Consider the following 19,258-nt stretch of genomic DNA (forward strand, 5'->3'; position numbering starts at 1 on the left):
AATGAATTGACTGTGCCAAAATCAAGTAAACTTGATTCTGATTGGTCACTCAGTTCATTGATAAATCTTTTTTGATTATCATCAACGAGTGCCCACACAGATTGATAGGTTTATATTGTTAAAGAGCTTGCTTGGATGCTTATCTAAAAGCATTCAAAGCGGACGAACATTCTAGCGATATAACCTTAAGTGTCAAACACTTTATCGATTATTTCTTTTAAACAAGTGTCCATCTGTTATCAGCAGAAGTAACTAGCACTGCCCTGACAACGAGGCGCATTATAGGTAGTTTAGAGAAGGACACAAGTCCTAAAATGAAACTTTCTCATAAAAACGAACTGACAGCTCACAAAAGAACCAATGAGAGTGATTTTCAAACAAAAAGGGCCATTTCTGGCCCTTTTGAATGTAAATGTTTAGTCTTGATGAGCAATAATTTGGTCATTGCTAACAACTAGCTTAACTTTTTTATCCGGTAGGATTCTTCCTGCCAAGATTTCTTTCGCTAATGGATTTTCAACGCTTTGTTGAATAGCGCGTTTCAATGGTCTTGCTCCGTAAACAGGATCAAACCCAACTTGAGAAATCAGCTCTAACGCTTTTTCAGATACCTCAAGCTGATAACCTTTCTCTTCCATTCGTTTACCAAGACGGGCTAATTGAATAGAAGCGATCGATTTAATTTGTTCTTGCGCCAACGGATGGAATACTACACTTTCATCCACTCGGTTTAAGAACTCTGGTCTAAAATGTTTACCTACAATCTCCATTACCTCTTTTTTAATGCCTTCATAATCCAAGCTTGCGAATTTTTCTTGAATTTGCGAAGACCCTAAGTTTGAGGTCATAATTACCACTGTATTACGAAAATCAACTGTGCGTCCTTGTCCATCAGTTAAGCGCCCATCATCTAATACCTGTAGTAGGATATTAAAGACATCAGGGTGTGCTTTCTCAACTTCATCCAACAAGATAACCGAGTACGGTTTACGACGAATAGCCTCGGTCAAGTAACCACCCTCTTCGTAGCCCACATAACCTGGAGGCGCGCCGACTAATCGCGCTACTGAGTGTTTTTCCATAAACTCAGACATGTCGATTCGCACCATGGCATCTTCACTATCAAACATAAAGTTTGCGAGTGTTTTACACAATTCAGTTTTACCCACACCAGTTGGCCCTAAGAATAAGAAGGAACCAATCGGTCTATTTGGATCAGATAACCCAGCTCGGCTACGGCGAATCGCATTTGATACCACTTCGACGGCTTCAACTTGTCCGATAACTCGTTGATGCAGCGCATCCTCCATTTGCAGCAGTTTTTCTTTCTCAGCTTCCAGCATTTTAGAAACTGGAATACCAGTTTGCTTTGAAAGCACTTCCGCAATTTCTACATCAGTTACTTTGTTGCGCAGTAAAGTCATCTCTTGCATTTCAGCTTGAGTTGCAAGGTCGAGCTGCTTTTCAAGTTCAGGAATTCGGCCATATTGAAGTTCTGACATACGGTTCAAGTCACCCGCTCTACGTGCGAAATCCATATCCATACGCGCTTGCTCTAATTCGGACTTAATATGCTGAGTACCCGAAAGCGCTGCTTTTTCCGCATTCCAAACTTCTTCCAACTCGGCAAACTCGCGCTCTTTCACTTTTAACTCTTCGTTTAACACCTGTAAGCGTTTTTCACTCGCTTCATCGTGTTCATTCGTTAGCGCTTGTTGCTCAATTTTCAGCTGAATAATTTTGCGCTCAAGCTTATCTAAAGATTCTGGCTTTGAATCTATTTGCATTCGAATACTTGAAGCGGCTTCATCGATCAAGTCAATCGCTTTATCGGGCAACTGGCGATCAGAAATATAACGGTGCGATAGACTCGCAGCAGCAACAATAGCGGGATCGGTGATCTCCACATGGTGATGGAGCTCATAGCGCTCTTTCAAACCACGCAAAATAGCTACTGTGTCTTCTACGCTAGGTTCATCAACCAGTACCTTTTGGAAACGTCGCTCAAGTGCCGGATCTTTCTCTATATATTGACGATATTCGTCTAAAGTGGTCGCACCGACGCAGTGTAGATCTCCTCGAGCCAGAGCGGGCTTAAGCATATTCCCCGCATCCATTGCGCCTTCGCCTCGACCTGCACCGACCATAGTGTGCAACTCATCAATAAAGAGGATGACATTACCCTCTTCTTTCGCTAGCTCGTTAAGCACCGATTTTAAGCGTTCTTCAAATTCACCACGATACTTAGCCCCTGCAACCAAAGACCCCATGTCTAATGACAATACTCGACGACCACGTAGACCTTCTGGCACTTCATTATTAATAATGCGCTGCGCTAACCCTTCCACAATCGCCGTTTTACCTACACCGGGCTCACCAATAATCACGGGGTTGTTTTTGGTCCGGCGTTGCAATACTTGAATGGTGCGACGAATTTCATCATCACGCCCGATGACAGGATCAAGTTTGCCTTGTTCCGCTCGTTCAGTTAGATCTATTGTGAATTTCTCAAGCGCTTGTCTTAGCTCTTCTGCATTTGGATCATTCACTTTCTGACCTCCACGCACTTTTTCTATTGCTTCAGAAACTTTTTTCTCGGTAAGCCCTATTTCTTTGAGTAATTGACCAAGCGCGCCCTTATCTTCTAGTGCGGCTAGCAAAAATACTTCCGAAGAAATGTAGGAATCTTGCCGTTTTTGCGCGAGTTTATCGCACAAATTGAACATAGTACCCATTGCGCTAGAAAGCTGAACATCACCACCGATACCGCTAACTTTTGGCAAACGGTCTAATATCTCACTGAGCTTCGAGCGCAATTGCATAACGTCCACACTTAACATAGTAAGAAGTGGACGAATTGGACTGCCATTTTGATCGAGCAATGCCACCATCAAATGAACAGGCTCGATATATTGATGATCACGGCCTAATGCCAATGATTGAGCATCAGAAATGGCAATTTGAAATTTGCTTGTAAATCGATCAAGACGCATACCAACTTTCCTCACCTTAATTGAGAAACTAATCTTACGTAGCTAAAGATGGCTACGCACTAGTGCTTTTTCAAGGGGCAAGTTAGGGAAGATTGATCTTGCGTAAGTTACTCTTCGATCCAAATAAATGAAGCTTGGCGACCTGTGATTCCGTCGCGTCGATAGGAATAAAACTGATGAGGATTATGGAAGGTACAAAGGCCGCTATCTGATATTTCTGAAACACCGCATTGATGCAACCTTAACGTGGCTAACTGTGCAATATTTGCTAGCCATTTTCCATTCTCTTGAAGAGAAAATGCGACCTTTGCTTTGGTATTTTGATCAACAAAGGCATGGTATACATCATCACCGACTTCAAATGCCGTAGGACCGATAGCAGGACCGAGCCAAGCAAGGATATCACTAGAAAATTTGGCGAGCGTATTTTCGAGTATCCCATTAGCTAAACCGCGCCAACCAGCATGAACTGCAGCCACTTCGCTGCCTTGGTGATTAGTGAGTAGAACAGGTAAGCAATCAGCGGTCATTACAGAACAAACCACATTATGCTGATGGGTAAAAACACCATCGGCACTCAGAATCTGCTGAGTAGGTTGAGTAACCTCTAGCACTTGTGTTGAATGCGTTTGTTCAAGCCAAATAGGTTCAGAGGGCATCGCCGCTTGCTGCGTTAGCCATTGGCGATTTTTTTCAACGGATAAAGGATCATCCCCAACATGCATGCCTAAATTCAGCCCTTGATAAGGAGCTAACGAAAAGCCACCGACTCTAGTCGAGGAGAAAGCTTTTACATGTTTAGGTGCATTCCAGTTAGGGATGATCTTCTGCATTAGAACTCGTCTTTTTTATTCAACTTAGTATCTACGCGTAAAGCTTCCGCCATAATGATCATATCGTCAGGTACTGGCGCATGAAATTCTAGCATTTCACCAGTCACAGGATGCTCAAGTCGAAGCATAACGGCATGCAAAGCCTGACGATCAAAACCACGGATCATATCGGTCAGCTCTTGCGTTGCCCCTTTCGGAATCCTAGCGCGGCCACCATAGGCGGTATCCCCAAGCAAAGGATGCTGTAAATATGACATATGCACACGAATTTGGTGAGTACGGCCCGTTTCTAAACGCAACCGAAGGCGAGTATGTTCACGGAAATGCTCGGCCACACGATAGTGAGTTACCGCTGGTTTACCCATCGGGCTTACCGCCATCAATGTACGTTTTGTTGAGTGGCGGCCAATCGGCTTATCGATCATCCCACCAGCAGTCATAGTACCGATCACAATCGCTTCATATTCACGCGTAATCTTACGCTTTTGCAACGCTCGAACTAAGTGTGTTTGTGCAGGAACCGTTTTAGCGACCACCATTAGACCAGTCGTATCTTTATCCAAACGATGCACAATCCCCGCACGAGGTACTTCTGCAATAGCTGGATAGTGGAACAACAGTGCATTTAACACTGTGCCATCTGGAGTACCCGCGCCTGGATGAACGACAAAATCTCGTGGTTTGTTGATGACCATAATATCGTCATCTTCATACACGATATTTAAAGGTATATCTTGCGCTTCCCAACGCTCTTCATCTTCAAGCTCGGCTTGGACCGTAATGATTTCTCCCCCCATGACTTTCGTTCTTGGTTTAGTGATCACCTCACCATTGACCTGAACTTTGCCTTCTAAAAGCCACTCTTTTAGACGTGAACGAGAGAAATCTGCGAATAATTCAGCGACAGCTTGGTCTAAACGTTGACCTAACTGGCTATCTTTTACTGTATTTGTTAATTCAATCTGCTGAGCCATATCGAACTTTTTTAAAAACCGTGAGACTAATAGCGTCTAGTATGGATAAAATATGGCGTCATTGTATCTGTTACTGCTAAGAAAGTAACGAAACGATTTGTAAAGCGATTACGCACTCAATTAAGAAGCATTAATTCAAGGAAACGACTCCTGTCATGAAACACCACACTTTATCAGGCTTACTCGCATTATCACTGTTATTTGGCTGTTCAAGCAGCGAAGAGATTGTCCCTGATGTGCCGCCTTCTGAATTATACTCAGAAGCACAAACCTCACTGCAAAGTGGTAACTGGTTAACGGCCATTCAAAAACTTGAGGCGTTAGATTCACGTTATCCCTTCGGCGCGTATTCAGAACAAGTTCAACTTGACCTTATTTACGCTTACTACAAAAACGATGATCTTGCGTTAGGTTTAGCGACCATTGAACGCTTTACCCGTTTGAATCCAACCCATGAAAAAATGGATTGGGTACTCTACATGCGTGGTTTGACGCATATGGCGCAAGATCGCAACTTCATGCATGACCTATTTAATGTCGATCGCGCGGATCGTGATCCAGAACCGGTAAAAGCTGCGTTTGCTGATTTTAAGAAACTGCTGCAACGCTACCCAACAAGCCCTTATGCAGAAGATGCTCATAAACGCTTATTCGCGTTAAAAAATAGGCTGGCTGAATATGACCTTGCCACAGCTGATTTTTACTTACGCCGTGAATCTTGGATTGCGGCCATCAACCGTGCTCAGGAGCTACAAAAAACGTATCCAGACACTGAAGCGGCTCGCAAATCATTACACATTCAGTTGGAAGCGTATAAACAGCTCAAACTGAACGATGCCATTGCCAGAACTCAAAAGTTAATTGCACTCAATCCACAATAGTTTGCAATAAGCTTAGGTACGCCATGAAAACCACTCACGCTTTGAGTGGTTTTTTTATTTGGAGTCGATGGGAATAATAACACGCCAGCAAAAGACGGCTGGAAAATGAGTGGTGCAGGGAAAACTGAAATAAAAAGGGAGGTGTTCAAAACATCGTTAGAATAAAAATCACAAAAAACACTTGAATAAGAAATGATCAGCGCTCTTTTTAGGCCGCAAAAACACCCTAAAAATGGGAAATTCTTAGCTTAATCTTTTAACCAATCTATCCAGATTGATAGGAATCACAAGCTTTTTCTTTACTCTTTGTCAGCACTCTTTGCGTGAGATCACGTTTAAACTCGCCCTTTGAAATCACATCCAATAAAGTGATCTGGATCACATTACTTTAGTATTAAATCAGTAATCTGAAGTTAACCCATGAGGGATGCAACAGAGGAAAACATCTATGAAAGTAACTATCACTGGTAAAAATATCGACATCACCTCTGCAATCCGCACTCACATTGAGAGCAAATTTAAAAAACTAGAAAAATGGCAAGTGGATATCATAGGATGCCAAGCTAGCTTTAGTGAAGAGCCTAATAAACAAAAAAGATTCGAAGCTATTATCACGGTACCCAAAGGACAATTAGTCGCTTCTGCAACCCACGAAGATCTTTACGCAGCTATCAATGAGGTAGAACAAAAATTAGAACGCCAACTCAACAAACTGCGCCATAAACCGGAAGCTCGTCGTACCGACAAACCGGAAGTAGAAGAAGAAGTTGAATAAAGTTTAATATGATGAAAAATAGCGCTTTCAAGCGCTATTTTTTTGCTTGACGCTCTACGGTTGCTTGCTTATTGTGTCTTTACATTCAAAGAGAAATCATCTTCTTATGCACTTAACCTCACTGTTCTTTTTTGACTTCTTTTTTCTCCAATAACCTTGGAGGCATGGTCGTTGACAGAAGATAAGTCAAAAACGAACAGGAAGCCTCCCACTGGGAGGCTTTTTTACAAGGACATTTTTATGACTGAAAAGCACTATTCACTTGAAGAGATCCGCTTGCGACTGAACGAGCTTGATGATCAACTGCTAAACCTACTGGCAGAACGTCGAAAGTTCAGCATTGAAGTCGCTAAAAGCAAAGTGGAAACCGCAAAACCAGTGAGAGATGCAATACGTGAACAGCAACTTTTAGTCAAATTGATTAATACTGGTAAAGAAAAATACAATTTAGATGCTCAGTACATTACTAAACTATTTCATACCATCATTGAAGACTCCGTCTTGCTACAGCAAGCATACTTGCAGAATCTAGCCAATCCGCAACTGAGCCGTAAACCGCTGGCAAGAGTTGCTTTTTTAGGTGCTAAAGGTTCTTACTCCCATCTTGCAACCCGTGAGTACTTCAGTCGTAAAAATACAGAGTTGATCGAACTCAATTGCGATCAGTTTAAAGAAGTCACTAAAACAGTTGAATCAGGTCATGCTGACTATGGGGTATTGCCGATTGAAAATACCAGTTCAGGTTCAATTAACGAGGTGTATGATTTGCTGCAACATACTACCTTGTACATTGTCGGTGAGCTCACTTTACCGATTGAGCACTGCTTGGTCGCCACCTCTGAATTACGTTTGGAAGAGCTTAAAATCCTTTATTCACACCCACAGCCCCACCAGCAGTGCAGCGAATTTTTAAGCCGCCTAAAAGGCGTTACACTTGAAACCTGTGCGAGCACCGCTGATGCGATGCAAAAAGTACAGCAGCTTAATCGCAACGATGTTGCCGCAATTGGCAATGCTTCCAGCGGTAAACTGTACGGCTTACAATCGATCAAATCTAATATCGCCAATCAAACAGAAAACCAGACTCGCTTTATTGTTGTTGCGCGAAAACCCGTGGAAGTCTCTACTCAAATTCCAGCGAAGACGACATTAATCATGTCGACATCGCAACAAGCTGGTTCACTTGTTGAAAGCTTGTTAGTGCTGCAACGCTACGGCATCAATATGACCAAATTGGAATCGAGACCTATTATGGGTAATCCTTGGGAAGAAATGTTCTATGTTGATCTTGAATCTCATCTTGATTCCATTGAAATGCAGCAAGCATTGAATGAGCTAACAAAAATCACTAAGCATTTAAAAGTATTAGGTTGCTACCCAAGCGAAAATGTTAAACCGACCCAAGTAAAACTTCAATAATCACATTTAAGTCAAATATTTGACAGAAGTCAGCTGACAGCCATCAACATAGTTCATATAATGCCCAATCATTTCACACATAATTAATCACTATGTTTTGGGCTGTCAGCCTACTTTGAATTCACGGAATATATTCCGCACGTCATAAGATATCTGTGACACTTTCATTGTGAACGATGCCCTTTTCCAATAAATAAGGTTCATCTACTTATATCATGATGAAAATCCATCCTTTGGCTTTAATGCTATTTCTGCTAGGCATTTCAGCGCACATTCGAAGCTCAGAGCTCAATATTTATTTGTGGGAAGACACTATATCACCGCAAATCGTTGATCAATGGCGGCAAAGTAGCGGCATCGATATTAATCTATATCATTTTGATAATGACGATGAACGCAGTCTATTGATGGTCAAAAGTGTCCAGCTGCCTTTTGATATTGTAGTGTTAGATAACGTATCAGCTCTTATCTACTCTCGGCTCAACACCTTTGAAGATCTGAGTGCTCTGCCCAATAGAAAGCATAATGATACGAAATGGAATCAAGCGTGCGGTAGCCACGCCGTTCCCTACTTTTGGGGAACCGTAGGCATCGTCTACAAAAAAAGTAAATTTCCAGCCAAACCCAAAAACTGGGCTGATCTCATCGACATGCCACCAGCACTCCAAGGCCATGTGGGGATGCTTCACGATACAGTTGAAACCCTGCTGCCAGCATTGTATGCCCAACAACAATCGCCAATTACAAATAACGATAATGCACTGAAACAGGCTTATCAAAAGATGCTATCCGTGAATCACAACATCTTAACCTATGAATATATATTGAGTTACGTCCGAAGCCATCCTGACAGTGATGGCTTAGATATGGCACTCGCATACAGCGGTGACCAATTTTCATTGAATAAGTATTTTGGCAGCAATGATTGGGATTTTGTCACCCCGCAAGGCCGACCCTATATTTGGGTGGATTGTTTAGCCATCAACAGCAATTCAAAAAATAAAGAGCATGCAAAAGAGTTTATAAACCACTTATTGAGCCCAGAAGTTGCCGCAATAAATGCAAAAGATATTAAAGCTGCGACACCAAACTTAAGTGCCCTAAATTTAATGCCAGATAGTTACCGAAATGATGCATCATTATTTCCAAACCCAGCTTTGTTAGAACAAGGCATTATTGATAGCGAATTGCTCCCTGCCGATATTAGTTTGAGAGCAAAAATCATTAACAGTATTTTGGAACAACATGAAGCTCAACAATAGAATTCTGTTGCTGATAACACCGGTTATTCTTCTCAGTGCAGTGGCATCTAGTTACATTATCTACTCCAATCAGAAAGATGCTTTGCTGAAAAGAGAAGAAAGCTATCTTCAACTGAGTATGGAAAAACTCGCGGGTCACTTTCGTCAAACCCAATACCTGGTGAATAGCTACGCTTACACCCTAACGAAAAGCGATATCATTCGTCATTACGTTGCACATGAGCGCAACCCTTATCGAGAGTTAGAACTGGTTGATAACTTTCAGCAAACATTGGAGATTCTCCAATCACAAGAAAATAATTTCATTGCGTTATCGATTTTGGATGGCAGCAAAAATGTTCTTTATTATGCCGAAAATAGTGGTGACCCCTTCGCTAAAATCGATACAAAAATTCTCAACCACATACAAGACACTTTCGATAACACACAGAAAACCTCTTATGTTGACTATACGACAAATTCCAGCGGTGAAGGTATTCTAGTTCGGTATGATGTTTTAGATACTCAAACACTTACGACACCGCTTAGCTATAACCGCGATAAAATTTTCTTTGTTGTTGTTTTCGTCGTACTAGAACCCTTTAATCGACTGATGAAGAAAATAGAATTTGATAACCGAAGTACCATTTTTTTCACTGACGCAGCGGATATTAAAAAGGTAGGATTAACGCAAACTGTTGAATTAAAATCAGATCTTTATGCCACGCTTGATCCTGCACAGTATCTAATTAACGACAAACTTTATGCCATTAAAAAACGGTTAGCGTTGTCGTTTGGAATATCGACTCTAGTGACTGTGTTGCTGCTTTTGTATTTATTATACCGGCATGTAATCAAGCCCATATCCCAATTAGATCAACAATTGAAAGAAGTAGAGAATAAGCAGCGTGACAATATCGAAACTCTCAAGAGTAACGATGAAATTGGCCGGCTATCCTCTCGTTTTTACGATATGTATCAGGAGCTTGATACCACATATAAGAAAACAAAAGCACTTGCCGAGTACGACCACTTAACAAAACTTGCCAATCGCCACCACTTTCAACAATCGGTAGAAAGAGTGCTAGCAAAAGCAAGACACACAGATAACATCTGGGTTTTGTATATTGATTTAGATAATTTCAAATACGTCAATGATAAATATGGACATCAGATTGGTGATGTATTGTTAGTCAATTTTGCACAACATATCGGCTCATTGCGCAACTTTTCCTTTGAAAAGTATCAAGTTAAAAGTTTAGCTGCTCGACTCTCTGGGGATGAGTTCTCAATTTTTATCTCTGCCCCTAGTACTTTTAAACAAACCGCAAGCGAATTTGCAAGCCAGTTACTGGCTCCACTACAAAATCAGCACAATTCACCACTCGGGAACTTCCCAATCACAGCAAGTATCGGCATAGCCACCTACCCAACCGATGGCTATACCTTAGAAAAATTATTATCTAATGCTGATACGGCCATGTATCAAGCAAAAAATGCTGGGAAGAACCAAATAGCTTACTACTCGCCAGAGCTCAATAAGGGTGTTCAGCGCAGAGCCAATATTGAGCAAGCATTACGCCGAGGTGATTTTGATCAGGAATTTAGCTTGGTCTATCAACCTTATTTAAATCGTGCTGGCAATACAGTCTCAGGATTTGAAGTTTTACTTCGTTGGGAATCCAACCTGCTCGGTACGATTTCACCAAAAGAATTTATTCCGATAGCCGAACAAACCGGGTTATTTGGCAACATTGATCGCTGGGTCGTCCGTTCAGCTTTCGAGGAGTTCCATGCACTGCAAGCGATGTTTGAACACCCTGTTCAGTTATCGATTAACCTTTCATCAGCAGAATTAAACTCTTTACAGTTAGCTCATTACATTCATAAACATGCGCAGGAGAATGCAGTTCCTCCCCATTTGATTGATTTTGAAATTACAGAAACTTTTTCTGCCAATTCAAAAGGTTTTCCACTGCTTCACGAACTATCGCATTTAGGCTACGGATTGGCGATTGATGATTTCGGTTCTGGTTACACCTCCATTACTCAATTGGTGCAATATCCAGTACAAAAAATTAAGTTCGATCGGCTTTTTTTAGATACACTCATCACCACTGACAATCACAAGATCATTAAGCCTTTGATCGAACTTTGCCACTCTCAATCAATGCAAGTCACAGCTGAAGGGATTGAAAGTAAAGAGATGCATAATTGGCTTGCTGATTACCAATGTGATTTCATGCAAGGCTATTATTTTGCCAAACCAATGCCATTAAATGCGTTGGTTTCATGGTATCAACAACAAAAAGAGTTAAACGCTGTTTATGAAAAATGTGATCATTGCCTCTCTTAACCCGGCCAAAATCAATGCAGTCAAAAGTGCATTTGAAAGTACCTTTCCGCAGGATACTTTCTCATTTAAAGGGGTGAGAGTGCCCAGTGGTGTCGCGGAGCAACCGATGACAGATGAAGAAACCCATCAAGGCGCACTTAACCGAGTACGAAATGCGAAAGAGCAAGATCCCACGGCAGATTATTACGTCGGGTTAGAAGCGGGCATTGAGAATACAGTGACTTTTGCATGGATGGTGATTGAATCCGCCACTCATAGAGGAGAATCGCGTTCAGCCAGCTTAATGCTACCACCTCAAGTATTGAAGCTGTTAAGCCATGAAAATGAGCTAGGCGATGTGATGGATAAACTGTTTGACTGCCAAAATATCAAACAGAAAGGCGGTGCGATCAGCCTACTCACTCATAACCAACTCACTCGCAGCTCGGTCTACCATCAAGCATTGATCCTCGCGTTAATCCCTTTTATCAACCCAGAGCATTTCCCTGCTAATTTATAAAAGGTTGGCAAACTCAAGGAACCCTTAAGACACCTTGAGTAGCAGAGCGGCTAATTGCGACTTTTCTTGTTCTGATTTACTTTTGAGCTCATTTGAGCCACGCGTAATGGTCGCAATTCCTACTCCGAGCAATTGGCTAATCTGCCGCTGTGATAACTCCCCTTTAAGTAGCTCACATAAGATGTTCGCACGCGCCACGAGCGCATCTCGCTCATCTGGGGTCATCATCATGGTGAGTAGCATTGCGTGCTGCTCTTGCTCTGTGGCTGATTTAACCAATTCCATTAGCTGCTGCCAATCAGTGTACTCAGGTTGGTGTGGCATGAATGTACTCGCAAAGTGATACGTTCCGCTATTGTAGAACTTTCACTTCGTATTGGAATTAATATTTTGTATTGAGCTCATCTTGGTTGAGAAATTCACCTTCAATCCCCATCAAATCTCGATAGTAAGTCTCAAACATCAAAATATTTTGCACATACCCGCGGGTTTCCCGAAAAGGGATCGCTTCAATAAAAGCGTAAGCATCTAACTTGCCTTGTGTTTTCTCTCGCCATTGATTGACGCGATTTGGCCCAGCGTTATAGGCAGCAAATGCAAAAATTCGATTGTCGCCGTATTGCTCTAATAATCCATTTAAGTAATGGCTGCCTATTTCGATATTTTTGCCCACCTCATATAGCTCTTGCTCATCGTTATAGGTCAGCTGATATTTTTTAGCCGTATACTTAGCCGTGCTCGGCATAATCTGCATGATACCACGAGCGCCAACGGGCGATTGAGCCTCAACATCCATTCCACTTTCTTGACGAGCAAGTGACATCAGCATAATTGGGTCGATGTCGTGTTTCTGGCCATAGAAGTTAAACCACCATTGATGGGCTAATGGAAAACGCAATTGTATGTTGTCCCACATCCGCGCCGAAATAGAGGCTGTCACAGTTAAACTATACCAACGTTGGGAGTCGGCGTAGGCCGCTAGCATCTCTTTTTCTTTTGTATCTGCACGATCGAGTAACCATTTCCATTCACTTTTTGCAGCAGCGATTTTATCTCGTTCAATCAGCTCTTGGATCCGTACTAAGGCTTTTTTATACGGCGTCAATAAATTAGGATTAAGCTTAATCGATGTACTGGGATAATTTACTGACTGTTTCACCATATTAGCGGCCGCGACACTGTAGAAATTACGTTGCCCAATCATCGCATTTAAACGTTGTAATCCTTTGGCTTCATCACCCAACGCAATATCAGCGCGCCCAAGCCAATATTGCCAACGTAAGCTGGCTTTTTCATCAGCAGGGAGCTGCTCTGTCCAGAATTTCACTTCATCCCAACGACCAACGGTCAGTGCCTTGCGGATCCTCTGCTCGAGCAAAAGACTGTTTGAGCTTTGCGCTATCACACTATCTCGCCAGTTTGCGAGTGCTTGCTCCTCGGTATCGAGCAATATTCTGGCTATATATTCTGCAATAGGACGCTGATAAGCATCCGCCAGTATTTTCTGATCGAGAAGAGTTTGGTACACACTTTGCGCAAGCTTTGCATCTTGGCGTGCTAGCTTTTCTAACGCAAATTGAATCGACTGCTGATTAAACGTGCCATCGGTGTATTGTTTAGCAAAAGTCAGCACATTTTCTGGCGAGCGGTAGAGATCCATCATCGCTTGCGCTGTCGCCTGTGATTTTGGCTTAACTAATTTTTTCTGTAAGTATTTCATTAGCGTTAAATTACGCCCATCAAACGCCAATAACATTCGTTTAAGCAACCAGTCATCGGTTAACCCGCCTTGCTCACTCCATGCGGTGAAGAGTGGATCACAGGCGTCAGAAATGCTACTGCCACTGAGCCATAGTTTTTGTGCGCCTTTGAACGCAATATCTCGCTGGCCTGTTTGGTAATGCGCATTGTAGTAATGACAGCGATAAGGCTCATCATTCGGTTCCACTTTTTGAAAATCAAGCAAGGTGGCCCATTTTCCTTTCGCCGCCAACGCATCTAGATACGGTGCTCGAATGCGGTTTGAAAACGGGAAATCTTGATGTGTATCGATAAAAACCTGAACCGCTAATGGCGGTTTATTACCAATATCGACCAGCAGAGATCGATAATCCAGATAAGGCGTCAATGGATAGTTTTTGATCTTATTTCTAATTTTTTTAGCTTCATCAACTTTATCTTCATCAAGCCACCTCTGAGCTTGATCGTACAGCTCTCGTTGACTATCCAAGTCCTCTATTGCGCCTGAAAACGCAGTGCCGCACACCAAGGAGCTCAAGGCTAATATTGATGATAACAATCGCTGCAGTCTTATAAAATGCATGAGCGCCATGTGCTCTCGTCCTATCCAAAGCAAGGGAATTTCCGTTTCATTACGCTGATTCTAGATAAAAAAGTAAAGGCCATAGATGTAAATAATATTAAATTCATAAAAGTGCGACATATGAACTTAGTAACTTAATCTTTCGTTACTTTTTTATCGATGAAAAACACCATCTAAGCTCTAAAAATTAGGTACCTAGTAACAAATGCGATCGCTTTGGTATAAAATGACCACTTTCTTCTGTTACTAAGATTAGGAACAATCGGCAATGGCTGAATACGTATATACCATGTCGCGGGTGAGTAAAATTGTCCCGCCTAAGCGTCAAATTCTCAAAGACATCTCTCTGAGCTTTTTCCCTGGAGCTAAAATCGGTGTTTTAGGTCTCAATGGTTCAGGTAAATCCACCCTGTTACGTATCATGGCTGGCATCGATACCGATATTGATGGAGAAGCACGCCCGCAAGCAGGATTGAAAGTCGGCTACTTGCCTCAAGAACCAGTACTGGATGAATCAAAAACCGTGCGTGAAGTGGTGGAAGAGGCCGTTTCTGATGTGGCTGGCGCACTAACTCGCCTCGATGCTGTTTATGCGGCATATGCAGAACCCGACGCCGATTTTGATGCGTTAGCCAAAGAGCAAGGTGAGCTCGAGGCTCTGATTCAAGCCAAAGATGGCCATAATTTAGAGAACGCTTTAGAACGTGCGGCCAATGCACTTCGTCTACCAGAATGGGATGCTAAAATCGCCGTTTTGTCTGGTGGTGAGCGCCGCCGTGTGGCGATCTGCCGTTTGCTACTTGAAAAGCCAGATATGCTGCTGCTTGACGAACCAACCAACCACTTAGACGCGGAATCTGTTGCTTGGCTAGAGCACTTCCTTGTCGACTATTCAGGCACAGTCGTCGCCATCACCCACGACCGTTACTTCCTTGATAATGCTGCTGGTTGGATTTTAGAACTTGACCGCGGTGAAGGCATTCCTTGGCAAGGTAACTACACCTCGTGGCTCGAACAGAAAGATGAACGCTTAAAGCAAGAATCATCTCAAGAGAGTGCTCGTCAAAAAACGATTGAAAAAGAGCTGGAATGGGTTCGTAAAAACCCGAAAGGCCGCCAAGCAAAATCCAAAGCACGTATGGCACGCTTTGAAGAACTTAATAATACTGAACATCAAAAACGTAATGAAACCAACGAACTCTTCATTCCGCCGGGCGAACGTTTAGGTGACAAAGTATTGGAAGTTCGTAACTTAACCAAATCGTTTGGTGATCGTGTACTGATTGATAATTTATCATTTAGCATGCCGAAAGGAGCGATTGTCGGCATCATCGGTGCTAACGGTGCGGGTAAATCAACGCTGTTTAAAATGCTAAGTGGCGTAGAGCAACCAGATTCTGGTGAAATTGAATTGGGCGCAACCGTGAAATTAGCCTCGGTTGATCAGTTCCGTGACAGCATGAACGACAAAAATACCGTCTTCCAAGAGATCTCTGAAGGGGCGGATATTATCAAGATCAACAATTTTGAAATTCCTGCGCGTGCTTACTGCTCTCGCTTTAACTTCAAAGGCGTCGATCAACAAAAAGTGCTCGGTCAGCTATCGGGTGGTGAGCGCAACCGTGTTCACTTAGCCAAATTGCTTAAAGCTGGCGGCAACGTCCTATTACTCGACGAACCAACCAACGATCTGGATGTTGAAACGCTACGCGCATTGGAAGAAGCGCTGCTGGAATTCCCAGGTTGCGCCATGGTTATCTCGCACGACCGTTGGTTCCTAGACCGTATTGCGACCCACATTCTGGACTACCGTGATGAAGGTGAAGTGAAATTCTATGAAGGCAACTACAGCGAATACACTGAGTGGTTAAAACAGACGTTGGGCGCTCAAGCGGCTGAACCACACCGCATTAAATACAAGCGTATGACCAAATAACTCTGTATTTGAAGTCTTTGGCCGCAATCTATTGCGGCCTTTTTGTTACTTGTACATCACGCATCACACAACAAGATGCAGGATTCGCGACACTGCCTTCAATTAGGTCTAAACTTAATGGGTATAATTTTTCAATGATCGATACAGAGCCGAAGCTGGCACAGGTCAACGCTCAACAAGAGAGAGTACCATGATTGAAAGACGTCGCTTTTCACGCATCATCTATCAGATGCCTGCCACCTTATTGCAAGGTAAACATACCGTCACCACAACGATTCAAGATTTGTCGCTGCATGGACTATTGCTCTCATGCCCTGACGCGGACAAATTAGTGCTCAATGAAATGGCACAAGTCCATTTCACACTACCAGACAGCGATGTCACTATTAATCTAGTCGCCAAGTTGATCCACATTCAAAACAACATTATTCGTGTCAGCATCAATCACATTGATATTGAAAGTATTGGCCATTTGAAACGTTTAGTTGAATTGAACATGGGTGATGAAAGTTTGCTCCATCGCGAACTGGAATACTTGTCTGATTTAGGGGATGAACCGGAAGAATGAGCGGCGGCCGTATTCACAACAACCGCACTCGCCGTTCAGACAGCCTTAAACACGATGAATGGCATCGTTCGCTTGTTTTAACAGGTTTTGACTTTCAAGCATAAATTGTTGTGAATAACTGCCAAACCAATCACTCACTTTGCTAAAGTTTTCCACAAAAGCTTGCTTCTCACGCCCGTCAAGTAAGGTTAACGCCTCACCAAAACAAGCATGAAAACGTTTTATCATCTCAACGTTCTCTTCCGATGAGAAAATGATATCGCCATACAAGTGAGGATCTTGACCAAAAAGCCGTCCAACCATCGCCAGTTCTAAACGATAAATCGGTGAACTCAGCTGCAGTAATTTTTGGATATTCGGATTTTCTTTAGAAAGATGTAAACCGTATACAAACGAAGTGAAGTGACGCAGTGCTTGGATCAAGGTCATGCCGTGATCGTGTTCTGCGGCATCAATCTGGCACAAACTCGCTCCCCATATCGAAAACTGTTTTAGCAACCACTGATAACTCTCTTCTCCTCGCCCATCGCAATAGACGATCACTTGCTTGGCCATACTAGGGACATCTGGGCCAAACATTGGGTGTAATCCAACCACTGGGCCAGAGTGTGTTTTAAGCATCGCCTGTAGAGGCTTAGACTTAATCGATGTGAGGTCGCACAAAATACAATCGGCAGGCAAATGAGCAAGTTTTTCAATCACACCGACGGTTAAGTGAATAGGAACCGTCACTACAACCAAACCGGCATCATGCAGTATCTCATCGGCTTGATGCCAATCTTTACTGCCTAATACTTTCACCTGATAGCCCGACAGTTTGAACATACGGCCAAATAAGCCACCAAGTTGACCATGACCGCCAATAATCACCACAGAGCGCAGCTCTGGGTTTAAGCACTTAAAGCCAGAATCCTTTTCACTGGCATAAGATTCACGCATAGTACGGCGCAAAATATCTTCAATCAGTTGTGGCGGGACGCCTTTTCTTTCCGCTTCAGCGCGGCGAGAAGCCAGCATCGCCGCTTCTCGATCGGGAGCATAAATCGGTAGACCATGTCGGCTCTTGACTTCCCCCACCTTTTCAACCAAAGCTAATCGGCGTGCAAGCAGCTCGACCATTTGTTTATCGACAGCATCAATTTGATCACGTAATTCGTTAAGTTCAACAGCCATGGCACTTCCCTTTATTCACCTTTTTTTAGGCGATTTTCTAAGAACGGAACGAGCTCTTGATGAGCATGTCGTAATAGTGCCTCAGTTGATGGCCAATTAATACAGGCATCCGTAATCGATACACCGTATTCCATTTCGTTGCGAGGAAGGTCAGAAGATTGATTACCTTCATTGAGGTGACTTTCAATCATCAAACCAATAATAGACTGATTTCCTTCACGAATTTGATGAATCACATCTTCAGCGACTAACGGCTGACGACGGTAATCTTTACGTGAATTAGCATGGCTGCAATCCACCATTAACGACGCATCCAATTTATGTTTTGCCATCTCTTGCTCACACTCGGTGACCGACACTGAATCGTAGTTGGTTTGCTTACCGCCACGTAAAATGACATGTCCATTTGGGTTGCCTTGAGTGGTAAGTAAGGCCACTTGCCCTTCACTATTAATGCCCATAAAGCGGTGGCTGGATGACGCCGCCTGCATCGCATTGATTGCCGTTGCTAAATTGCCATCGGTGCCGTTTTTAAACCCAATCGGCATCGACAAACCACTGGCCATTTCCCGGTGTGTTTGGGATTCCGTAGTGCGTGCACCAATCGCCGCCCAACTGAATGTATCAGCTAAATATTGAGGGCTGATCGGATCAAGCGCTTCGGTCGCCAGAGGGATCTCCATCTCCGCTAGCTCAACTAACAATTGACGACCAACGTGTAAACCATGTTCGATATCAAAACTGCCATCAAGATGAGGATCGTTAATCAGCCCTTTCCAGCCAACCGTTGTACGCGGCTTTTCAAAGTAAACACGCATGACAATGTACAGTTGATCACTCAACTGCTCTGAGAGTGATTTCAAGCGCTTTGCGTACTCTTTTGCCGCATCAATATCATGAATAGAGCAAGGACCGCACACCACCAGTAAACGGTGATCTTTTTTATGGATAATATTGGCAATTGTCTGACGAGAGTGTTGAATGAACTGGCGAGCTTGATGACTGAGCGGCAGCTTAGCTTTTAATTGTTCCGGAGTGATCAGCACTTGCTCATCACTGATATTAATGTTAATTAGTTCACTTTTTTGCATCTCATCACCTGTAATTATTTGTTTACACAAAATCTTTTTGCATACCTAAACACCAATAAAAGACAAATTAACAGGCTTTAAAAACATTTCAAGTGTAAATTTAAAAAAACATCACGTGTAAAAATAAAATTACACGCATATTTATCTTATCTTAAAACGAAAAATATAAGCTGACGCGTATTTTATTCTCTCTATC

At 42.8% G+C, this 19,258-nt stretch carries 15 protein-coding genes and 1 other annotated feature; of the genes, 8 read left to right on the plus strand and 7 right to left on the minus strand.

What is annotated here, in order from left to right; genetic code table 11:
- Positions 1–416: 416 nt before the first annotated feature.
- From clpB to rluD, 3 genes are all read right to left on the minus strand, one after another.
- The gene (gene clpB, locus EXZ60_RS15660; protein WP_026027339.1) at positions 417–2,993 is read right to left on the minus strand and encodes an ATP-dependent chaperone ClpB; all 2,577 of its coding nucleotides are present in this window, start codon (positions 2,991–2,993) and stop codon (positions 417–419) included.
- Positions 2,994–3,100: 107 nt separating this feature from the next.
- Entirely contained in the window at positions 3,101–3,826 is a 726-nt protein-coding gene (gene pgeF, locus EXZ60_RS15665) for a peptidoglycan editing factor PgeF (protein WP_094150769.1), read from the minus strand.
- Complete coding sequence (gene rluD / locus EXZ60_RS15670; protein WP_013857530.1) at positions 3,826–4,800, minus strand: 23S rRNA pseudouridine(1911/1915/1917) synthase RluD; 975 nt, start codon at positions 4,798–4,800, stop codon at positions 3,826–3,828. Before rluD ends, pgeF begins: the two co-directional genes overlap by 1 nt.
- Positions 4,801–4,955: 155 nt before the next feature.
- Here rluD and bamD point away from each other — a divergent pair, with 155 nt between their 5' ends.
- From bamD to yjjX, 6 genes are all read left to right on the plus strand, one after another.
- Positions 4,956–5,681: an outer membrane protein assembly factor BamD gene (gene bamD / locus EXZ60_RS15675; RefSeq protein ID WP_013857531.1), complete on the plus strand. Its 726-nt coding sequence runs from the start codon at positions 4,956–4,958 to the stop codon at positions 5,679–5,681.
- Positions 5,682–6,129: 448 nt separating this feature from the next.
- The gene (gene raiA / locus EXZ60_RS15680; protein ID WP_026027341.1) at positions 6,130–6,456 is read left to right on the plus strand and encodes a ribosome-associated translation inhibitor RaiA; all 327 of its coding nucleotides are present in this window, start codon (positions 6,130–6,132) and stop codon (positions 6,454–6,456) included.
- A gap of 108 nt (positions 6,457–6,564) precedes the next feature.
- Positions 6,565–6,684: a sequence feature (Phe leader region), on the plus strand.
- Between the two features lie 12 nt (positions 6,685–6,696).
- Positions 6,697–7,875: a prephenate dehydratase gene (pheA, locus tag EXZ60_RS15685; RefSeq protein ID WP_026028348.1), complete on the plus strand. Its 1,179-nt coding sequence runs from the start codon at positions 6,697–6,699 to the stop codon at positions 7,873–7,875.
- 215 nt (positions 7,876–8,090) lie between these two features.
- Positions 8,091–9,137, plus strand: a complete 1,047-nt coding sequence (locus tag EXZ60_RS15690) for a spermidine/putrescine ABC transporter substrate-binding protein (RefSeq protein ID WP_064624520.1) — start codon at positions 8,091–8,093, stop codon at positions 9,135–9,137.
- On the plus strand, positions 9,121–11,472 hold the full coding sequence (locus EXZ60_RS15695; protein WP_277435938.1) for an EAL domain-containing protein: 2,352 nt from the start codon (positions 9,121–9,123) through the stop codon (positions 11,470–11,472). The genes EXZ60_RS15690 and EXZ60_RS15695 overlap by 17 nt, the downstream gene beginning before the upstream one ends.
- Positions 11,444–11,971: an inosine/xanthosine triphosphatase gene (yjjX, locus tag EXZ60_RS15700; RefSeq protein WP_017047886.1), complete on the plus strand. Its 528-nt coding sequence runs from the start codon at positions 11,444–11,446 to the stop codon at positions 11,969–11,971. Before EXZ60_RS15695 ends, yjjX begins: the two co-directional genes overlap by 29 nt.
- A 24-nt stretch (positions 11,972–11,995) precedes the next feature.
- Here yjjX and trpR read toward each other — a convergent pair whose 3' ends face one another.
- Both trpR and EXZ60_RS15710 read right to left on the minus strand, forming a co-directional pair.
- Positions 11,996–12,295 (minus strand): trp operon repressor, encoded by a 300-nt coding sequence (gene trpR, locus EXZ60_RS15705; RefSeq protein ID WP_013857539.1) that lies wholly within the window; start codon positions 12,293–12,295, stop codon positions 11,996–11,998.
- Between the two features lie 58 nt (positions 12,296–12,353).
- Positions 12,354–14,303 (minus strand): transglycosylase SLT domain-containing protein, encoded by a 1,950-nt coding sequence (locus EXZ60_RS15710; protein WP_277435939.1) that lies wholly within the window; start codon positions 14,301–14,303, stop codon positions 12,354–12,356.
- A 259-nt stretch (positions 14,304–14,562) separates the two neighbouring features.
- Between EXZ60_RS15710 and ettA the strand changes: the two genes are divergently transcribed.
- Both ettA and EXZ60_RS15720 read left to right on the plus strand, forming a co-directional pair.
- Positions 14,563–16,230 (plus strand): energy-dependent translational throttle protein EttA, encoded by a 1,668-nt coding sequence (gene ettA / locus EXZ60_RS15715; protein ID WP_010319161.1) that lies wholly within the window; start codon positions 14,563–14,565, stop codon positions 16,228–16,230.
- A gap of 190 nt (positions 16,231–16,420) precedes the next feature.
- Positions 16,421–16,798 carry a PilZ domain-containing protein gene (locus EXZ60_RS15720; protein ID WP_013857542.1) on the plus strand — a complete coding sequence of 126 codons (378 nt, stop codon included), beginning with the start codon at positions 16,421–16,423 and terminating at the stop codon, positions 16,796–16,798.
- Between the two features lie 45 nt (positions 16,799–16,843).
- On the opposite strand, the gene tyrA is transcribed toward EXZ60_RS15720, so the two are convergent.
- Both tyrA and EXZ60_RS15730 read right to left on the minus strand, forming a co-directional pair.
- Positions 16,844–17,971: a bifunctional chorismate mutase/prephenate dehydrogenase gene (tyrA, locus tag EXZ60_RS15725; RefSeq protein WP_017043283.1), complete on the minus strand. Its 1,128-nt coding sequence runs from the start codon at positions 17,969–17,971 to the stop codon at positions 16,844–16,846.
- An 11-nt stretch (positions 17,972–17,982) separates the two neighbouring features.
- Positions 17,983–19,062: a 3-deoxy-7-phosphoheptulonate synthase gene (locus tag EXZ60_RS15730; protein WP_277435940.1), complete on the minus strand. Its 1,080-nt coding sequence runs from the start codon at positions 19,060–19,062 to the stop codon at positions 17,983–17,985.
- Between the last annotated feature and the right edge of the window lie 196 nt (positions 19,063–19,258).

This window comes from Vibrio sp. 1151_11 (genome assembly GCF_029478525.1).
Lineage (GTDB): Bacteria > Pseudomonadota > Gammaproteobacteria > Enterobacterales > Vibrionaceae > Vibrio > Vibrio anguillarum.

Coding starts and splice junctions, on each gene's coding strand:
- tyrA (WP_017043283.1), bottom strand. CDS start 17,971: ATGGCTGTTGAACTTAACGAATTACGTGATCAAATTGATGCTGTCGAT.
- rluD (WP_013857530.1), bottom strand. CDS start 4,800: ATGGCTCAGCAGATTGAATTAACAAATACAGTAAAAGATAGCCAGTTA.
- EXZ60_RS15690 (WP_064624520.1), top strand. CDS start 8,091: ATGATGAAAATCCATCCTTTGGCTTTAATGCTATTTCTGCTAGGCATT.
- trpR (WP_013857539.1), bottom strand. CDS start 12,295: ATGCCACACCAACCTGAGTACACTGATTGGCAGCAGCTAATGGAATTG.
- EXZ60_RS15730 (WP_277435940.1), bottom strand. CDS start 19,062: ATGCAAAAAAGTGAACTAATTAACATTAATATCAGTGATGAGCAAGTG.
- yjjX (WP_017047886.1), top strand. CDS start 11,444: ATGAAAAATGTGATCATTGCCTCTCTTAACCCGGCCAAAATCAATGCA.
- EXZ60_RS15710 (WP_277435939.1), bottom strand. CDS start 14,303: ATGGCGCTCATGCATTTTATAAGACTGCAGCGATTGTTATCATCAATA.
- clpB (WP_026027339.1), bottom strand. CDS start 2,993: ATGCGTCTTGATCGATTTACAAGCAAATTTCAAATTGCCATTTCTGAT.
- pheA (WP_026028348.1), top strand. CDS start 6,697: ATGACTGAAAAGCACTATTCACTTGAAGAGATCCGCTTGCGACTGAAC.
- pgeF (WP_094150769.1), bottom strand. CDS start 3,826: ATGCAGAAGATCATCCCTAACTGGAATGCACCTAAACATGTAAAAGCT.
- EXZ60_RS15695 (WP_277435938.1), top strand. CDS start 9,121: ATGAAGCTCAACAATAGAATTCTGTTGCTGATAACACCGGTTATTCTT.
- raiA (WP_026027341.1), top strand. CDS start 6,130: ATGAAAGTAACTATCACTGGTAAAAATATCGACATCACCTCTGCAATC.
- ettA (WP_010319161.1), top strand. CDS start 14,563: ATGGCTGAATACGTATATACCATGTCGCGGGTGAGTAAAATTGTCCCG.
- bamD (WP_013857531.1), top strand. CDS start 4,956: ATGAAACACCACACTTTATCAGGCTTACTCGCATTATCACTGTTATTT.
- EXZ60_RS15720 (WP_013857542.1), top strand. CDS start 16,421: ATGATTGAAAGACGTCGCTTTTCACGCATCATCTATCAGATGCCTGCC.